At 74.0% G+C, this 14,789-nt stretch carries 13 protein-coding genes; 7 read left to right on the forward strand and 6 right to left on the reverse strand.

Annotated features, from left to right (window positions below; translation table 11 throughout):
• Positions 1–213: 213 nt before the first annotated feature.
• Entirely contained in the window at positions 214–675 is a 462-nt protein-coding gene (locus KZX45_RS14735; protein WP_248258508.1) for a metallopeptidase family protein, read from the reverse strand.
• A 92-nt stretch (positions 676–767) separates the two neighbouring features.
• Here KZX45_RS14735 and KZX45_RS14740 point away from each other — a divergent pair, with 92 nt between their 5' ends.
• The 3 genes from KZX45_RS14740 to KZX45_RS14750 all read left to right on the forward strand — a co-directional run bounded on the left by KZX45_RS14740 (position 768) and on the right by KZX45_RS14750 (position 2,593).
• A complete protein-coding gene (locus tag KZX45_RS14740; RefSeq protein WP_248258509.1) occupies positions 768–1,181 on the forward strand; it encodes a DUF3499 domain-containing protein in 414 nt (137 codons plus the stop codon).
• 138 nt (positions 1,182–1,319) lie between these two features.
• Positions 1,320–1,547 (forward strand): Trm112 family protein, encoded by a 228-nt coding sequence (locus KZX45_RS14745; protein WP_248258510.1) that lies wholly within the window; start codon positions 1,320–1,322, stop codon positions 1,545–1,547.
• Positions 1,548–1,612: 65 nt separating this feature from the next.
• Positions 1,613–2,593: a cation diffusion facilitator family transporter gene (locus tag KZX45_RS14750; RefSeq protein WP_248258511.1), complete on the forward strand. Its 981-nt coding sequence runs from the start codon at positions 1,613–1,615 to the stop codon at positions 2,591–2,593.
• Here KZX45_RS14750 and KZX45_RS14755 read toward each other — a convergent pair.
• The 4 genes from KZX45_RS14755 to KZX45_RS14770 all read right to left on the reverse strand — a co-directional run bounded on the left by KZX45_RS14755 (position 2,590) and on the right by KZX45_RS14770 (position 6,330).
• The gene (locus tag KZX45_RS14755; protein WP_248258512.1) at positions 2,590–3,087 is read right to left on the reverse strand and encodes a glycine betaine ABC transporter substrate-binding protein; all 498 of its coding nucleotides are present in this window, start codon (positions 3,085–3,087) and stop codon (positions 2,590–2,592) included. The two genes, KZX45_RS14750 and KZX45_RS14755, sit on opposite strands and share 4 nt — an antisense overlap.
• Positions 3,088–3,102: 15 nt before the next feature.
• Positions 3,103–4,020: a glycine betaine ABC transporter substrate-binding protein gene (locus KZX45_RS14760; RefSeq protein WP_248258513.1), complete on the reverse strand. Its 918-nt coding sequence runs from the start codon at positions 4,018–4,020 to the stop codon at positions 3,103–3,105.
• 127 nt (positions 4,021–4,147) lie between these two features.
• Positions 4,148–5,020 (reverse strand): proline/glycine betaine ABC transporter permease, encoded by an 873-nt coding sequence (locus KZX45_RS14765; protein WP_248258514.1) that lies wholly within the window; start codon positions 5,018–5,020, stop codon positions 4,148–4,150.
• Entirely contained in the window at positions 5,017–6,330 is a 1,314-nt protein-coding gene (locus KZX45_RS14770) for a glycine betaine/L-proline ABC transporter ATP-binding protein (RefSeq protein ID WP_248258515.1), read from the reverse strand. The genes KZX45_RS14765 and KZX45_RS14770 overlap by 4 nt, the downstream gene beginning before the upstream one ends.
• 422 nt (positions 6,331–6,752) lie before the next feature.
• Between KZX45_RS14770 and KZX45_RS14775 the strand changes: the two genes are divergently transcribed.
• The 4 genes from KZX45_RS14775 to KZX45_RS14790 all read left to right on the forward strand — a co-directional run bounded on the left by KZX45_RS14775 (position 6,753) and on the right by KZX45_RS14790 (position 13,274).
• Positions 6,753–7,529 (forward strand): metalloregulator ArsR/SmtB family transcription factor, encoded by a 777-nt coding sequence (locus tag KZX45_RS14775; protein WP_248258516.1) that lies wholly within the window; start codon positions 6,753–6,755, stop codon positions 7,527–7,529.
• Positions 7,526–8,776 carry a hypothetical protein gene (locus KZX45_RS14780; protein WP_248258517.1) on the forward strand — a complete coding sequence of 417 codons (1,251 nt, stop codon included), beginning with the start codon at positions 7,526–7,528 and terminating at the stop codon, positions 8,774–8,776. Before KZX45_RS14775 ends, KZX45_RS14780 begins: the two co-directional genes overlap by 4 nt.
• Complete coding sequence (locus tag KZX45_RS14785; RefSeq protein WP_308221749.1) at positions 8,773–11,520, forward strand: multicopper oxidase domain-containing protein; 2,748 nt, start codon at positions 8,773–8,775, stop codon at positions 11,518–11,520. Before KZX45_RS14780 ends, KZX45_RS14785 begins: the two co-directional genes overlap by 4 nt.
• A gap of 284 nt (positions 11,521–11,804) precedes the next feature.
• Positions 11,805–13,274 (forward strand): hypothetical protein, encoded by a 1,470-nt coding sequence (locus KZX45_RS14790; RefSeq protein ID WP_248258518.1) that lies wholly within the window; start codon positions 11,805–11,807, stop codon positions 13,272–13,274.
• 61 nt (positions 13,275–13,335) lie between these two features.
• Here the strand turns inward: KZX45_RS14790 and KZX45_RS14795 are convergent, their stop codons facing one another.
• Positions 13,336–14,778, reverse strand: coding sequence for a helix-turn-helix domain-containing protein (locus KZX45_RS14795; protein WP_248258519.1), 1,443 nt, complete (start codon positions 14,776–14,778; stop codon positions 13,336–13,338).
• Positions 14,779–14,789: the final 11 nt, after the last annotated feature.

Below are 14,789 nucleotides of genomic sequence, written 5' to 3' on the forward strand. Positions count from 1 at the left end.
CCCGGAGACCGCCACGACCCGGGACCGCCACGACCCGGGACCGCCACGACCCGAGACCGCCACGTGAGGGTGCCGCCACGTGAAGGGGCCGTCACGTGAAGGGGCCGTCACGAACCGGGCGGGGCCGTTCCACCTCGGGGCGCGGGAGGGCCCCGTCCGGGACGGAGAAACGGCGGACGACGGGGGCCGTGCCGCCCCCGTCGGTCGCCCGCGTCAGTCGCCCGGGTACTCCGGGTCGATGTCCTCCGGCGCGCGCCCGAGCATCCCGGCCACCTGCTCGACGAGCACGATGCGCACCAGGAGCTCCGTCTCCTCCGCGTCCTCGGAGCGGGCGAGCACGGGACGGCGGTAGACCACGACGCGGTGGGTCAGCCCGGCTGGCGGGTCGGCGGGGAAGTAGCGGCCCAGCGCCACGGTGCGGTGCTCCCACGGTGCCGGGTCCGAGGGCGGCACCTCCTCGACGGCGAACTCGACGCCGCTGAGCTCCTTCGGCCAACGCTTCTCGAGCCGCCGGACGCAGCGCAGCACCGTGTCGTCGAACTTGTCGGCGCGGGTGCGCCAGGCCGGCAGGGTCGGCGGGACGAGCGGGCCGCGCAGGCCGCGGCCGCGGCGGTCGCGACGGCGGGCGCCCCTCCGACCGGGGAGCGCCGGGACCGGCAGCTGGGACTCGCTCACCTCCCGAGAGTAACGGGGTGCGCAGACCGGCAGCGTGCCCCCGCGGCGTGGAAGCCGGGCCGTGCGGTCGGGAGGGGGTAACGTCGCACGACGTGAGAGCCGTCCGCCAGTGCACCAGGTCCGCCTGCGACCGCGCAGCCGTCGCCACGCTCACGTACGTGTACGCGGACTCCACGGCGGTGCTCGGCCCGCTGTCGTCCAGCGCCGAGCCGCACGCCTACGACCTGTGCGACGTCCACGCGAAGCGCCTCACCGTGCCGCGCGGCTGGGACGTTGTGCGCCTGGCCACGGAGTTCGTGCCCGCGGCGCCGTCCGACGACGACCTCGTCGCCCTCGCCAACGCGGTCCGCGAGGCGTCCCGGTCCACGCCGCACACCAGCGTGCCGGCGCAACGGCCCGGTTCCGCGGTGCCCGCACCCGTCACGCACCGACTGCCCGATCCCGCCGCCGACGGCGAGATCACACGCCGCGGGCACCTGCGCGTGCTCCAGGGTGACGCCGACTGACCTGCCGCGCCCCAGGCCGCGCCCTGCCGCGGCTCCGGGCCGCGGCTCCGCCCAGGCCGCGCCCTGCCGCGGCTCCGGGCCGCGGCTCCGCCGTCGCCCGCGGGTAGTGTGGCGGGCAGACCGACCGAGGAGAGCACGATGAGCCAGACCCCCCGCGCGCCGCGATCCGCCCAGATCCTGGGCATCGACCCGTGGGTCCGGCACGTGCTGCGTTGCCCCGTCACCGGGGCCGACCTCGTCGACGGCACCGGGCCGGACGGCCAGCCCGAGCTGGTCTCCACGAGCGAGGTCAACAAGCTCGCCTACCCCGTGCGCGACGGCGTGCCGATCCTCCTCGAGTCCGAGGCCCGCCGCCTCGACGCGTGAGCGGCAGCCCCATGGCCTAGCCTTTCCCCGGGCCGGACAACGCCGGCCGGAAGAGGGGAGCTGGCATGGCAACGAGCGGCGGTACCAAGGCGGTCGTGACCGCGCTGGCGGCGAACATCGGTATCGCGATCGCCAAGTTCATCGGCTACCTGCTCACAGGGTCGAGCTCCATGCTGGCCGAGTCGGTCCACTCGGTCGCGGACTCCTCGAACCAGGCCCTGCTGCTCGTCGCCGGAAAGAGCGCGAAGCGCAAGGCGTCCGAGGTCCATCAGTTCGGGTACGGCCGGGTGCGGTACGTCGCGGCGTTCGTGGTCTCGATCGTCCTGTTCACCCTCGGTGGTCTCTTCGCCCTCTACGAGGCGTGGCACAAGTACAGCGACCCGCACCCGATCGACTCGTGGCAGTGGGTGCCCATCGCGGTGCTCCTCGCCGCGGTGGTGATGGAGGGCTTCGCCCTCCGCACCGCGCTGAAGGAGGCTGAGCACGCCCGGGGCAGCATGACGCTGTTCCAGTACATCAAGGCCTCCCGCTCGCCCGAGATCCCGACGATCGTGCTGGAGGACACCGGCGCCCTGCTCGGCCTCGTCTTCGGCCTGTTCGGCGTCGGGATGACCCTCGCCACCGGCGACGGGCGCTGGGACGCCGTCGGCTCCGCCGCCATCGGCGTGCTGCTCGTGGTGATCGCGATCTTCCTCGCCCGGGAGATGACGTCGATGCTCATCGGTGAGTCCGCCATGCCGCAGCACCACGACGCGATCGAGCGTGCGATCGCCGGGGACGGCGTGGAGCGTGTGATCCACATGCGGACCATGCACCTCGGTCCGGACGAGGTGCTGGTGGCCGCCAAGATCGGGGTTTCCCGGGGCGCCAGCGCCAGCCAGGTCGCGGACGCCATCGACGCGGCGGAGCGTCGCATCCGTGACGCGGTGCCGCTCAGGACCCAGATCTATCTCGAGCCCGACCTGTACGAGCGCGGGCACGTGCCGGACGACGCCGCTGGCGCACCGACGAACGGTGCCGCCGGAGCCGCCGGCAACGGGCACTAGATGACCCGAGGGGTCCGTACCGGTGCCGGTTCGAACCCCTTCGGGCAGTCAGGCGGCGGGTACTCCGCCTCGTGGGCGGTGTCCGGGTGCTCCTCGGAGAACCCTGCCGTGGCGATCGTGTGGACCTCCTCCGCGTCGCCGAGCGCACCCTCGGGGTCCTCGAGGTTCTTGAGGTCGTACTCCTGGCACGCCCAGTGCGGCCGCCACAGCGTGACGGCGATGTCCTCGCCCGAGGCGAGGGCCGAGTCGAGCTCGGCCAGCATGGCCGGGGAGGATGAGACGAGGTACTCCATGCTCTCCAGGCCGTAGGTCGGGATCACCGCTTCCTGGGTGATCCTCGTCAGGCCGGCGCCCGCCTCGATGCCGACGACCGAGGCCCGTCGGCGCGACGGGGCGAGCGGCGGCCGTGGTCGTGCGGTCAGCGTCCGGACAGACCGGTGGCCCGCGGTCAGCGACCGCGGGCCACCTGTCTGTGCGGTGGCCGCCGCGGTCACGGCGGCCACCTCGGGTCACTCGATGCCGACGCTCGAGAGGAAGTCGGGGTTCTCCTCGAGCCAGGTGTCGACGGAGCCCGCGTTGTCCTCGCCGCCGTTCTCGTTGAACATGAGGTTCTCGAGGGAGTGCAGGTCGTCGCTGGACATCTCGAAGCCGCTGATCATCTCGGCGACCTCGGGGTACTCGGCCGAGAACGCCTTGTTGGCGTAGGTGTGGATCGACTCCGCCTCGCCCAGGGTGCCCTCGGGGTCCTCGAGGTCCTTGATCGGGAACTCGTCGTACGCCCAGTGCGGGCGCCACAGCGTCACGGCGATGTTCTCCCCGGCAGCGGTGGCCGACTCGAGCTCGGCGAGCATGGCCGGCGTCGAGGAGACGATGTAGTCCATGCCCTCGAGACCGTAGGTGGGGATCACGGCCTCCTGCGTGGTCTTGGTCAGGCCCGCGCCCGACTCGATGCCCACGAGGCGGTTGTCGAACAGGTCGGCGTTCTCGGCCAGCTCGTCGAGGGAGTCGATGGGCGCGTCCTCGTTGACCGCGATGGTCAGCGCGGCCTCCTCGTTCCAGGTGCCGAGGTCCTCGAGGTCGTCGCCGTACTGCTCCAGGTACGACGCGTGGGTCAGCGGCAGCCACGTGTCGAAGTTGAGGTCGTAGTCGCCCTCGGCGAGCGCCGTGAACACGACACCGGCGTCGGCGGTCTCCATGTTCACCTCGTAGCCGGCCTCCGTGAGGATGTGCTCCCAGAGGTGGGAGACGGCGATGCCCTCGTCCCAGCCGGAGTGGATGCCGATGCTGATCGGCTCCGCGTTCTCCGGGCCGGTCGCGGCGGCGTCAGCCTCGCTGCCGTCCCCTTCCGCCGAGCCGCAGGCGGCCAGGGTCAGTGCGAGGGCGGTGGTGGTCGCGAGGAGAGCCCCGCGCCGCTTGAGATTCTGCATTCCGTTGTCCTTCCGTGAGCGCAGGTGCGCTCTGGTTGTTAGCCGGTGTGGCAGGTTCTTTCAGAGTGGTGACGGCGGAGGCGCGTGGCGCCGGGCCGTCGGAGTGCTTGCCCTTCGCGCGCCGTGGTCAGGCGTCGGCCGCGCGCAGCTTGAGCGCACGCGAGACGGGCGAGCGGTCGCCGAGGGCCGCGGTGACGCGGTCGAGGTACATCGCGAGGATGACGACGGCGAGCCCCGCCTCGACGCCCAGCCCGATGTTGACGCTCTGCAGCGACTGCACCACCGGCTGGCCGAGGCCGGGGGCGCCGACCATGCCGGAGATGACGACCATGGACAGGGCGAGCATGATCACCTGGTTGATGCCGGCCATGATGGTGGGCATGGCCAGCGGCAGCTGGACCTGCCGCAGGATGCGGCGCGGGGTGGCGCCGAAGGCGTGGCCCGCCTCGACGACCTCCTGGTCCACCTGCCGGACGCCGAGCTCGGTGAACCGCACCCCGGGAGCCATCGAGAAGATGATGGTCGCGACGATGCCGGGGACCACGCCGACCCGGAAGAGGATCACGGCGGGCAGCAGGTAGACGAACGCGGGCATGGTCTGCATGAAGTCGAGCACCGGGCGGAGCACCGCCGAGACGGTGGCGTTGCGCGCGGCCCAGATGCCCAGCGGGATGCCGATGACGATCGCGAAGGCGCTGGCGACCAGGACGAGCGCGAGCGTGGACATCGCGGCGGACCACTGGTCCACGCCGTGGATGACGGCGAACCCCAGCAGGGACCCGACGGCGAGCTTCCACCCCTTGGCCGCGAAAGCCAGGCCGGCGAGCACCAGGGCGACGATCCAGAAGGGTGGCGCGCCGAAGGCGAGCGCGAGCACGTCGAAGAGGGAGCTCAGGGCGGCGCCGACGCCGTCGAAGAATCCGTCGAAGGTGTCCGTGAGCCACCCGACGAAGGTGTCGACCCACGTGCCGAGCGGGATGCGGAAGAACTGCCCGGTCATCGCGCGCCTCCTTCCGTCGTCGCGGACGCGTGCTCGTCGACCGCTCCGTCCTGCGTGCTGCCGGGTTGCTCGGCGAGCAGCGTCCCGGCGTCGGCCGGGGGCTCGGCGGGCCTGACATCGGACCCGGCGCTGTCCGCGTTCGCGGGCACCATGGCCTCGAGCAGCGCGACGCGGGGGACGACGCCGAGGAGCTTGCCGCCGTCGTCGACGACCGCCAGGGGCAGCCGGGCCTCGGCCGCCGGGGCGAACATCTCCGCCAGCGGGGCGTCGGGGCCGACGGCGGAGTGGTCGGGGTGGACCAGCCCGTCGAGGGTGTCCGCACCCCGGCGCTGGGCGCTGAGCAGCTCGTCGTCGTAGACGGAGCCGTGCAGGATCCGGCGCTTGTCGACGACGTAGGCGGCGGAGACCTGGGCCTGCCGCATCTCGTGGAGGGCGACGGCGGGACCGGCGCCGCGCGGCACGGTGACCACCGGGCGGCTCATGAAGGAACCGGCGGTGAGGACCCGGGAGCGGTCGACGTCGGCGACGAACCTCGCCACGTAGTCGTCGGCGGGCTCGGAGAGAATCTTCTCCGCGGTCCCGACCTGCACGATGCGCCCGTCGCGCATGACGGCGATGCGGTCACCCAGGTACATGGCCTCGTTGAGGTCATGGGTGATGAAGACGATCGTCTTGCCGAGGGTCGCCTGCAGCTCGACCAGCTGGTCCTGCATCTCCCTGCGGATCAGCGGGTCGAGGGCGGAGAACGCCTCGTCCATCAGCAGGATGTCGGTGTCCGCCGCGAGCGCGCGGGCCAGGCCGACCCGCTGGCGCATGCCGCCGGAGAGCTGGGACGGCAGGTGGTCCTCCCAGCCCGCCAGCCCGGTCATGCCGAGCGCCTCCGCGGCGCGGGCCCGGCGCTCCTCGCGCGCGACGCCCTGGATCTCCAGCGGGTACGCCGCGTTGTCGAGCACCGTGCGGTGGGGCAGCAGCGCGAAGTGCTGGAAGACCATCGACACCTTCGTGCGGCGGATCTCGCGCAGCTGGGCGGCGGAGACGTCGGAGATGTCCGAGCCGTCGACGGTGATGCGGCCGGCGGTCGGCGGCAGCAGACCGTTGAGCATGCGGATCAGGGTCGACTTGCCGGAGCCGGACAGGCCCATGACGACGAACGTCTCACCCTTCTCCACCTCGAAGGAGGCGTCGATGACCGCGGCGGTGCCGAGGGGCTTGACGTCGTCGCGGCTGCGGCCGTCCTGCAGCCGTCTGACCGCCTCCTGCGATCGTCGGCCGAATACCTTGTACACGTGCTGGGCGCTGATGGCGCTCACATTCACCTCGTGGTCGTCGTGGACGCGCGGGCGCTCCGCCCGGGGTTCGCGCGCGCCCGCTGCGTCGTCGCCCGGCCGCCCTGGGGGAGGCGGCCCGTGGCGGACCCTGCGGCGTCAGGAACCAGTGGCTCCGGCGCGGGGCCCGGCCGTTGGCGTAAGTGCGGACACGCCACCATGTCATCGATCGCCGCCGGGCGGGTGCCCCGGTTCGTGCCCGCGGATCGGTGGTTTCACGCGCCCTCGCGCGGAAAGGTCGTGCTCGGCCCGACGTCGGGATCGTTACCACTTCGTTACTGTATGCGTCCGAAAAGTGAGGTTCGTCATGCGGGCGGACCTGATCGCGTCGGGGATGGGCCGAACCTCCGCGTGAGATGCGACGAAGGTCCTGGCGTGCGCCTACCGCAATAAGTACGGTATGGCGTGTGTTAAAACTCGGTCCGCGTCCCTCCCGTGCCGACGCCCGTGCGCACCTGTCGACCCCGCGCCGCGCCGTGCTCGACCTGCTCGTCGAGGAGCAGGAGCCGATGACGGTCGCCCAGGTCGCGCAGACCCTCGACCAGCACCCCAACACCGTGCGCGAGCATCTCGAGGCGCTCGCCCACGCGGGGCTGGCGCAGCGGGACCGGCTCGCCCCGGTGGGCCGCGGCCGGCCCGCGTCGGTGTACACCTACGCGCCGGAGGCCTCCTTCACGAGCCCGGAGTACGCGGTGCTCGCCCAGGTGATCGTCGGCTACCTGACCCAGGTGCTGCCGGACGGTCCGGTCCTGCGCCAGCACTCGCGGGAGGCGGGCCGCCACTGGGGCCGGGCGATCCTCGAGCGGGCCGGGTCGGAGCGCCCACCCGAGTCACGCGGGACCGGCGCCGCTGTCGCCTACCTGCGCCGACTGCTCGAGCGCACCGGCTTCGCGCCGGAGGCCACGCGGGAGGGGACGGACCACACCCTGCGGCTGCCGCGCTGCCCGGTCCTCGAGCTCGCCAAGGACCGGCCCGAGGTGGTGTGCAGCGCCCACCTGGGGATGGCGCGCGAGATCCTGGAGACCACGGGCGGGGTCGAGCCCGGCCGGGTCACCCTCGAGGCCTTCACCGAGCCCGGTGCGTGCCTGCTGCACGTGCGGGCCGGCGCGCAGACCGGCGAGGAGGGTCTCGTCGTCGGCCCGGTCGAGAACGCGCCCGCACCAGCCGTCCCGTACGGGGCGTGAGCCGGGTGAGCTCCCCGACGGCGGACCCGCGCCCCGCACCTCCGGCCTCGCCGGCCCGCGTGGCCGCTCGCCCGCCCGGCCCGGCGGGGACCGGCCGGACCTCGGGCGGCACGCCGGGCGTGCGACCGCTGCGCACCCGCACAGGGTTCCGCCTGGCCTTCCTCGTCCCCGGCGCGGTCGCCCTGCTGCTCGGGCTCGACGCCGCCCTGGGCCTGCTCGGCCTGCCCCAGGTGCTCGGCCCGCTCCTGAGCCTCGGGCGCCTCCCGGACGTGCACGGGCCGCTCATGGTGCTCGGGTTCGTCGGGACCCTCATCTCCCTGGAGCGCGCGGTCGCCCTGGGCCTGCCATGGGGCTACGCCTCGCCCGCGGTCTCCGGCCTCGCCGCGCTTGCGGTCGTCTCCTCGCTGCCGCTCGGCGTCGGGCAGGGGCTCCTCGTGCTCGCCCAGGTCCTCGCGCTGCTCGTCTACCGCCAGCTGCTCGCCCGGCAGGTCGCCGCCGCGGTGACCATCCAGGTGCTCGGCGCCGTCGCGGCCCTGGGGGCGGCGCTCCTGTGGGCCGGCGGCGTGCCGGTGCCCGCGCTGACACCGTGGCTCGTGGCCTACCTCGTGCTCACCATCTTCGGCGAGCGGCTCGAGCTCGCCCGCACCGAGGTGCTCTCGCCCGCCGCCTCCCGCGTGGCGCTCGCCGCGTCCCTCGCCGTGCTGGGCTCCGCCGTCGTCTCCCTCCTCGCCCCGGGCGTCGGGTTCAGCCTGACGGGGCTGAGCCTGCTCGCCGTCGCCGGGTGGCTCGCGGCCAGGGACGTCGCGCGCCGGACCGTGCGGGCCACCGGCCTGCCGCGATTCATCGCCGCCTGCCTGCTCGCCGGGTACGCGTGGCTGGCCGTGGGGGGTGCGGTCTGGACGCTCGGTGGTGCGGTCACCTCCGGCCGCGGCTACGACGCCGTCCTGCACGCCGTCATGCTCGGCTTCGTCATGTCCATGATCATGGCGCACGCCCCGGTGATCTTCCCGGCGGTGCTGCGCCGCCCGCTGCCCTACCACCCCGTCATGTACGTCCCCGCCGCGCTGCTGCACGCCTCGCTCGTGCTGCGCCTCGCCGTCGGGGACGCCCGCGACGTCGAGGCCGTCGTGCAGGTCGGCGGGGTGGGCAACATCGTCGCGGTGCTGGCCTTCGTGGCCGTCGCCGCCTGGTCGGTGCTCGCCGCGCCCCGCGCGGCCCGCACCACAGCGTCAGGAGCGCGCCCGTGACCATCCCCGTCGGCCCCCCGTCCATGCGTCCCGGCGGCGTCCCCGGCCCGGACGCGGCGCCCGGTCTCGCGGGTCCCACGGCCGGTTCCGCCGCCGGCCGACCGGGGGCGCCGGTCCGGGCCGGGCTGGACCGGCGAACCTGGCACGTGCGGGCGAACGCCGTCGTCGTCGCCTGGTTCCTGGCTGCGTTCGCCGTCGCGGTCGCGCACCGCTGGGTGCCGGAGTACGGCTGGCTGCTGGTCCACCTCATGCTGCTCGGCGCGGTCACCTCGGCGATCCTCATCTGGTCCAGCCACTTCGCCGACACCCTCCTCGGCCGGCCCGCACCTGGCGGGCAGCCGTTCATGGTGGCGCGCCTGGCGGCGCACAACGTCGGCGCCGTGGGCGTCATCGCGGGGATCCTCACCGCCGCGGACGCGCTCACCGCCGCCGGCGGGGCGCTCGTCGCGCTGGTGGGGCTGGTGCACGGCGGCGTCATCCTGCGCCAGCGGCGCGGGGCGCTCATGGCCCGCTTCGGCAAGCTCTCGCTGTTCTACGTCGCCGCGGTCGCCTTCCTGGCGCTCGGCGCCGGCTTCGGCGTGCTCCTGGCCCGCGCGTCCGCCGACGCCGACGCCCAGGCCCGGCTCTACGTCGGTCACGTGGGCACGATGCTGCTCGGGTTCGTCGGCCTGACCGTGCTCGGCACGCTCGTGGTCCTGTGGCCGACCATGCTGCGCACCAAGATGGTCCCCGGCGCCCCGCTCGCCGCCGGCCGCGCCCTGCGGGTCCTCGTCGCCGGGGTGCTGGCCGTCGCCGCCGGGGCGCTCGCCGGCCTCGCGCCGGTCGTGGCCGCCGGGACGCTCGCATACCTCGTCGGCCTGGTGCTGCTCGCCCGCCCCATGGTGACCATCGCCCGCGGCAAGCCGCCCCGCTCCTTCGCCACGCTGTCCGCCGCGTGCGCGGTGGGCTGGGCCGCCTTCTGCGTCGCCGCGCTGGGGGTCGTGCTTCTGGCCGCACCGACCTGGCCCGACGCCGTCGAGGGCCTCGGGCTCCTCGCCGCCCCGTTCGCCGCCGGCTTCGCCGGGCAGGTGCTCCTCGGGGCGCTGAGCTACCTCGCGCCGGTCATGCTCGGCGGCGGTCCGTCCGTGGTGCGCGCCGTGAACGAGGAGATGGACCGCGGCGCCGTGGCCCGGGTGGTCACGGTCAACCTGTGCCTGATCATGTTCGTCGTCCCGGTGCCCTCGCTGGTGCGGGTGACGACGTCGATGCTCGGGCTCGCGGCGATGGCCGCCTTCCTCGTGCTGCTCGCCCGGGCCCTGCGGGCCCGACGGCGCCTGGGGCGTCGCGGCGACCTGCTCGCCCCGGGGATCCCCACCGGCCCGCCGCCGGTGCGCCGTCGTCTGGGCGGGGCGTGGGGCGTGGGCGCCGTCGCGATCGCCGTGGTCCTCGGCGTCGCCGGCGACCCGGCCGCCGCGGGGCTGGGGGCCGGCTCGGCGGCCGGGGAGGTCGCCGCCACCGGTGGGACCACCACCGTCCAGGTCTCGGTCGAGGGCATGCGGTTCACGCCGTCGGTCGTCGAGGTCCCGGCCGGCGACGAGCTGGTCATCGAGCTGACCAACACCGGCACCGACGTCCACGACCTCGTGCTCGAGACCGGCGCGACCACCGGGCGGCTCAGCGTGGGGGAGACCCGGACCCTCGAGGCCGGCGTCATCGGGCGTGACGTCGACGGCTGGTGCTCCGTGGCCGGCCACCGGCAGATGGGCATGACGCTCGCCATCGTGGCGGTCGGCGCCCCCGGCGCGGCGGCCGACGGCGGGACGGCCGCCGGCCACGACACGCCCGGGTCCGCCGACGCGGGCGCGGGTGCCGCCGGGCTGCTCGACCTCATGGCGGACCCGGGGGAGGGCTTCGCCGCCCATGACGCGACCCTCCCGCCCGCCCCGGACGCCACCGTCCACGAGCTGACGCTCACCGTGACCGAGGTGCGGGCCGAGGTCGCCCCCGGCGTGACGCAGGAGCGCTGGACCTTCGACGGCTCGGCGCCCGGACCCACGCTGCGCGGCAAGGTCGGCGACGTCTTCGAGATCACCCTCGTCAACGACGGCACCATCGGCCATTCCATCGACTTCCACGCCGGCGCGCTCGCCCCGGACCGGCCGATGCGGACCATCGCGCCGGGGGAGTCGCTGACCTACCGGTTCACCGCCACCCGCAGCGGCATCTGGATGTACCACTGCTCGACGATGCCGATGTCCATGCACATCGCCAACGGGATGTTCGGCGCGGTGGTGATCGATCCGGCGAACCTGGAGCCCGTGGACCGCGAGTACTTGCTCGTCCAGTCCGAGCTGTACCTCGGCGCCGTGGACGGCCCCGCCGACGCGGACAAGATCGCCGCCGAGGAGCCCGACCTCGTGGTGTTCAACGGCTACGCCAACCAGTACGACCACGACCGCCTGCCGGCCCGGGTGGGCGAGACGGTGCGCGTGTGGGTCCTGGACGCCGGCCCCTCCCGCGGGAGCTCCTTCCACGTGGTCGGCGGGCAGTTCGACACCGTCTACAGCGAGGGTGCGTACCGGCTCGGCGGGCCGGACGGTGTGGGCGGGGACCCGACCGGCGGCGCCCAGGTGCTGCCGCTGACCGCGGCGCAGGGCGGGTTCGTCGAGCTGACGTTCCCGGAGGCGGGGAACTACCCGTTCGTCTCCCACGCGATGGTCGACGCCGAGCGCGGCGCCCACGGGGTCTTCGCCGTCACGAACTGACCCGGCCGGGGCGTGCGTCTCGTCATGGCGCGCCGCGATGGCCGAGACGGGCGTGACTTCTCTCGGGCCGACGGCACGAACGCTGCCGTCAGCACTTCCCGATGCTGTGCACTTCGCTTTCGTCGGGGGAAGCGAAGTGCACAACGATGGCGAGTACCGATGGTGGAGGGCTGCGCGTCAGTCCGACGCGGCGTCTCGGGCGCGGCGGCAGCGTGCTGCCATGGCCGCAACTGCCCGGAGGAGGGACCCGCGCGCGGGACCGCCGCGCCGCTAGCGTCCCGGAAATGAGCAGACGACTCGTCCGATTCACCCTCGCCGTCGCGATCGTCGTCGGCGGACTGTCCGCCGCGTCGGCCGCCGCCCAGGGCGCTCCCGGGGACGCCACCGACCCCCGCGCCTCCGCCGTCGCCCGCCACTGGACCCCGGACCGGGTGGCAGCGGCCGAGCCCCGCGACCTCGTCGTCGACGAGCGAGGCCTCGCCTACCGGCGCGACTCCGCCGGGAACCTCGAGCCGCACGGCCACACCGTCGCCGCCGCCGCGGCCGGGCGCACCCGGCTCCGCGCGAGCGAGAGCGCGGGAGCCACGAGCGCCCCGGCGCCTCGGGCCAGGCCCGTCGCGGACCGCACCGGCCCGTCCGTCTCGGCCGTGGCCCCCGCCGCGGGCACCACGATCGGCGCCGAGAAGACCTTCTCCGCCGTCGTCACCGATCCCTCCGGTCTGCGCTCGGTGAAGTTCGTGATCGTCTACCCCGACGGCACCATCGGGACCTTCTCCGCCACTCGGGGCACCGGTGACACGTGGAGCGTCGGTCTCTCCGGCTTCACCGACGGCGCGTGGGCGTGGCGCGTGGTCGCCACCGACGGCGCCAAGGGCGGCAACGTCACGACGTCGCCGACCGTCCCCTTCACCGTGGACGCCGCCGGCGCGCCGCAGCCGGGCTCCGGGGCGGTCGTCAACGCGGAGTGGACCCAGGGCGGCGCCGTGCAGTCCGCCGCCGGGCGCATCTACTTCGAGATGCCCGCCAACCGCTCCGGCACCAGCTGGGACGGGTACGTCTGCTCCGGCACCGTGGCCACCGACTCCGCCACCGCCGAGTCCGTCATCATCACCGCGGCGCACTGCGTCTACGACGACGTCGCGAAGACCTTCGCGCGCAACGTCCTCTTCATCCCGGACCAGGCCGGCGGCGGCTCGCCCACCGACGTCGACTGCACCAACGACCCCTACGGCTGCTGGGCGCCCGTCCACGGCGTGGTCGACGACGACTGGACGACTCGGACGTTCCCGGACAACATCCCGTGGGACTACGCCTACTACGTCGTCCCGGGCGCCGGTGCCCACACCGGCGCGGCGGCGTCCAGCGACTCCCTCGAGGCCGCCGTCGGCACCCTGCCGGTCGACTTCAGCCAGCCGGCGTTCGACCTCGCCGACGCCTCGGACGTCACCCACGCCCTGGGCTACTCCTACAGCGACGACCCGAACTTCATGTACTGCGCCGAGGACATGACCGCCGAGGGCGCCGACAACTGGTGGCTGCCGAGCTGCGGGCTCTCCGGCGGCGCGTCCGGCGGCCCCTGGGTCCAGCCGATGGGCGGCGGCACCGGGCCGATCGTGTCGGTCAACTCGTGGGGCTACACGTCCAGCCCGGGCATGGCCGGGCCGAAGCTGGCCGGCACCTCCGCCGCCTGCCTCTTCGACATCGCGGAGTCCGGGGCCGACGGGGTGAACCGGGGGATCGTCGGCACCTGCTGACCCGACGGGGGAGGAGGCCCGGCCCGCCGCACCGCGCGGCGGGCCGGGCCTCTCGTGCGTCCTACGCCTCCACGCCGTGGCGGTCGAGGAACTGGTAGACCTCGGTGTCGTCCACGCCGGGGAAGGTGCCGGGCGGGATAGCCGCCAGCAGGTGCGAGTGCGCCCGGGCGCTGGGCCACGCGTGGGAGGACCACCGCGCCGCCAGGTCGGCCGGCGGGCGGCGGCAGCACGACGGGTCCGGGCACGAGGAGCGCGCCCGCACCGACGTCTCGCGCCCCTGGAACCACTTCACGTGCGCGAAGGGCACGCCGACGTCGATGGCGAAGTCGCCGTCGGCGGTGCGCTCCACGTGGGTGGTGCACCAGTACGTCCCGCGCCCCATGTCCGTGTACTGGTAGTGCGTGGCGTACCGGTCGGGGTTGGCGAACACCCGGCGCGAGGCCCAGTTGCGGCACACGAGCTGGCCCTCGATGGCGCCGGTGACGTCGGTGGGGAACGTGACGTCGTCGTTCTCGTAGGCCTTGTAGATGACGCCGTCCTCGCCCACGCGCATGAAGTGCACGGGCAGGTCGAGGTGCTCGGTGGCGAGGTTGGTGAAGCGGTGGGCCGCCGTCTCGTAGGAGACGGCGAAGGTGTCGCGCAGGTCGTCGATGGCCAGGGACTTCGCCGCCTTGGCCGCGGAGAGGAAGTCGACGGCCGGCTTCTCCGGCACGAGGAGCGCGGCGGCGAAGTAGTTGGCCTCGACCCGCTGGCGCAGGAAGTCCGCGTAGCTGGTGGGGTCGGAGTGGCCGAGCGCGAAGTGGCCGAGCGTCTGCAGGACGATGGTGCGCGGGTCGTGCCCGCCGCGGTCGGTGACCGGCAGGTAGATGCGGCGGTTGCGCAGGTCCGAGATCGACCGGGTGGAGCGCGGCAGGTCCGGCACCCGGTGCAGCGTGAAGCCGAGGTGGGCGGTCACCGCGCCGACGCCGCGCTCGGTCAGCGGCCCGGCCGTGTGGCCCACGGCCGTCGAGATGCGTGAGGCGGCCTGCTCGATCTCGGGGAAGTAGTTGTTGCGCGCGCGCATGTCCGCGCGCAGGGCGGCGTTGGCCCGCCGGGCCTCCTCCGGCGTCGCCGCCTGGATGGTCGCCCGGCGGGTGAGCTCCTCGTGCAGCCCGACCAGGGACTCCAGGACCTCCGTGGGCAGCTTCGCGCCCGGACGCACCGTCGGCAGACCCAGCGCGGCGTACTGCGGCCGGGCCTGCGCCTGCTCGAGCGCGATCTCCAGCGCCGCCCGGTGCGACGGCGCCTCAGCCTTCATCAGGTCGGCCACCGTGACCCCGAGCTCCCGGGCGAGGGCGCTCAGCAGGGCCAGGCGCGGCTCGCGGCGCCCGTTCTCGATGGAGGAGAGCAACGACGGCGCGCGGTCCACCCGGGCGGCGAGCTCGGCGAGCGTGAGTCCGGCGCGCTGCCTGGCGTGGCGGATGCGGCGGCCGAGGGTGGCCAGGTCGACCGCGGGCTCGGTCATCGTCACTTCTT

This window comes from Georgenia sp. EYE_87 (assembly GCF_023148685.1).
GTDB lineage: Bacteria > Actinomycetota > Actinomycetes > Actinomycetales > Actinomycetaceae > Georgenia.

Coding starts and splice junctions, on each gene's coding strand:
- KZX45_RS14745 (WP_248258510.1), top strand. CDS start 1,320: ATGAGCCAGACCCCCCGCGCGCCGCGATCCGCCCAGATCCTGGGCATC.
- KZX45_RS14750 (WP_248258511.1), top strand. CDS start 1,613: ATGGCAACGAGCGGCGGTACCAAGGCGGTCGTGACCGCGCTGGCGGCG.
- KZX45_RS14760 (WP_248258513.1), bottom strand. CDS start 4,020: ATGCAGAATCTCAAGCGGCGCGGGGCTCTCCTCGCGACCACCACCGCC.
- KZX45_RS14765 (WP_248258514.1), bottom strand. CDS start 5,020: ATGACCGGGCAGTTCTTCCGCATCCCGCTCGGCACGTGGGTCGACACC.
- KZX45_RS14790 (WP_248258518.1), top strand. CDS start 11,805: ATGAGCAGACGACTCGTCCGATTCACCCTCGCCGTCGCGATCGTCGTC.
- KZX45_RS14795 (WP_248258519.1), bottom strand. CDS start 14,778: ATGACCGAGCCCGCGGTCGACCTGGCCACCCTCGGCCGCCGCATCCGC.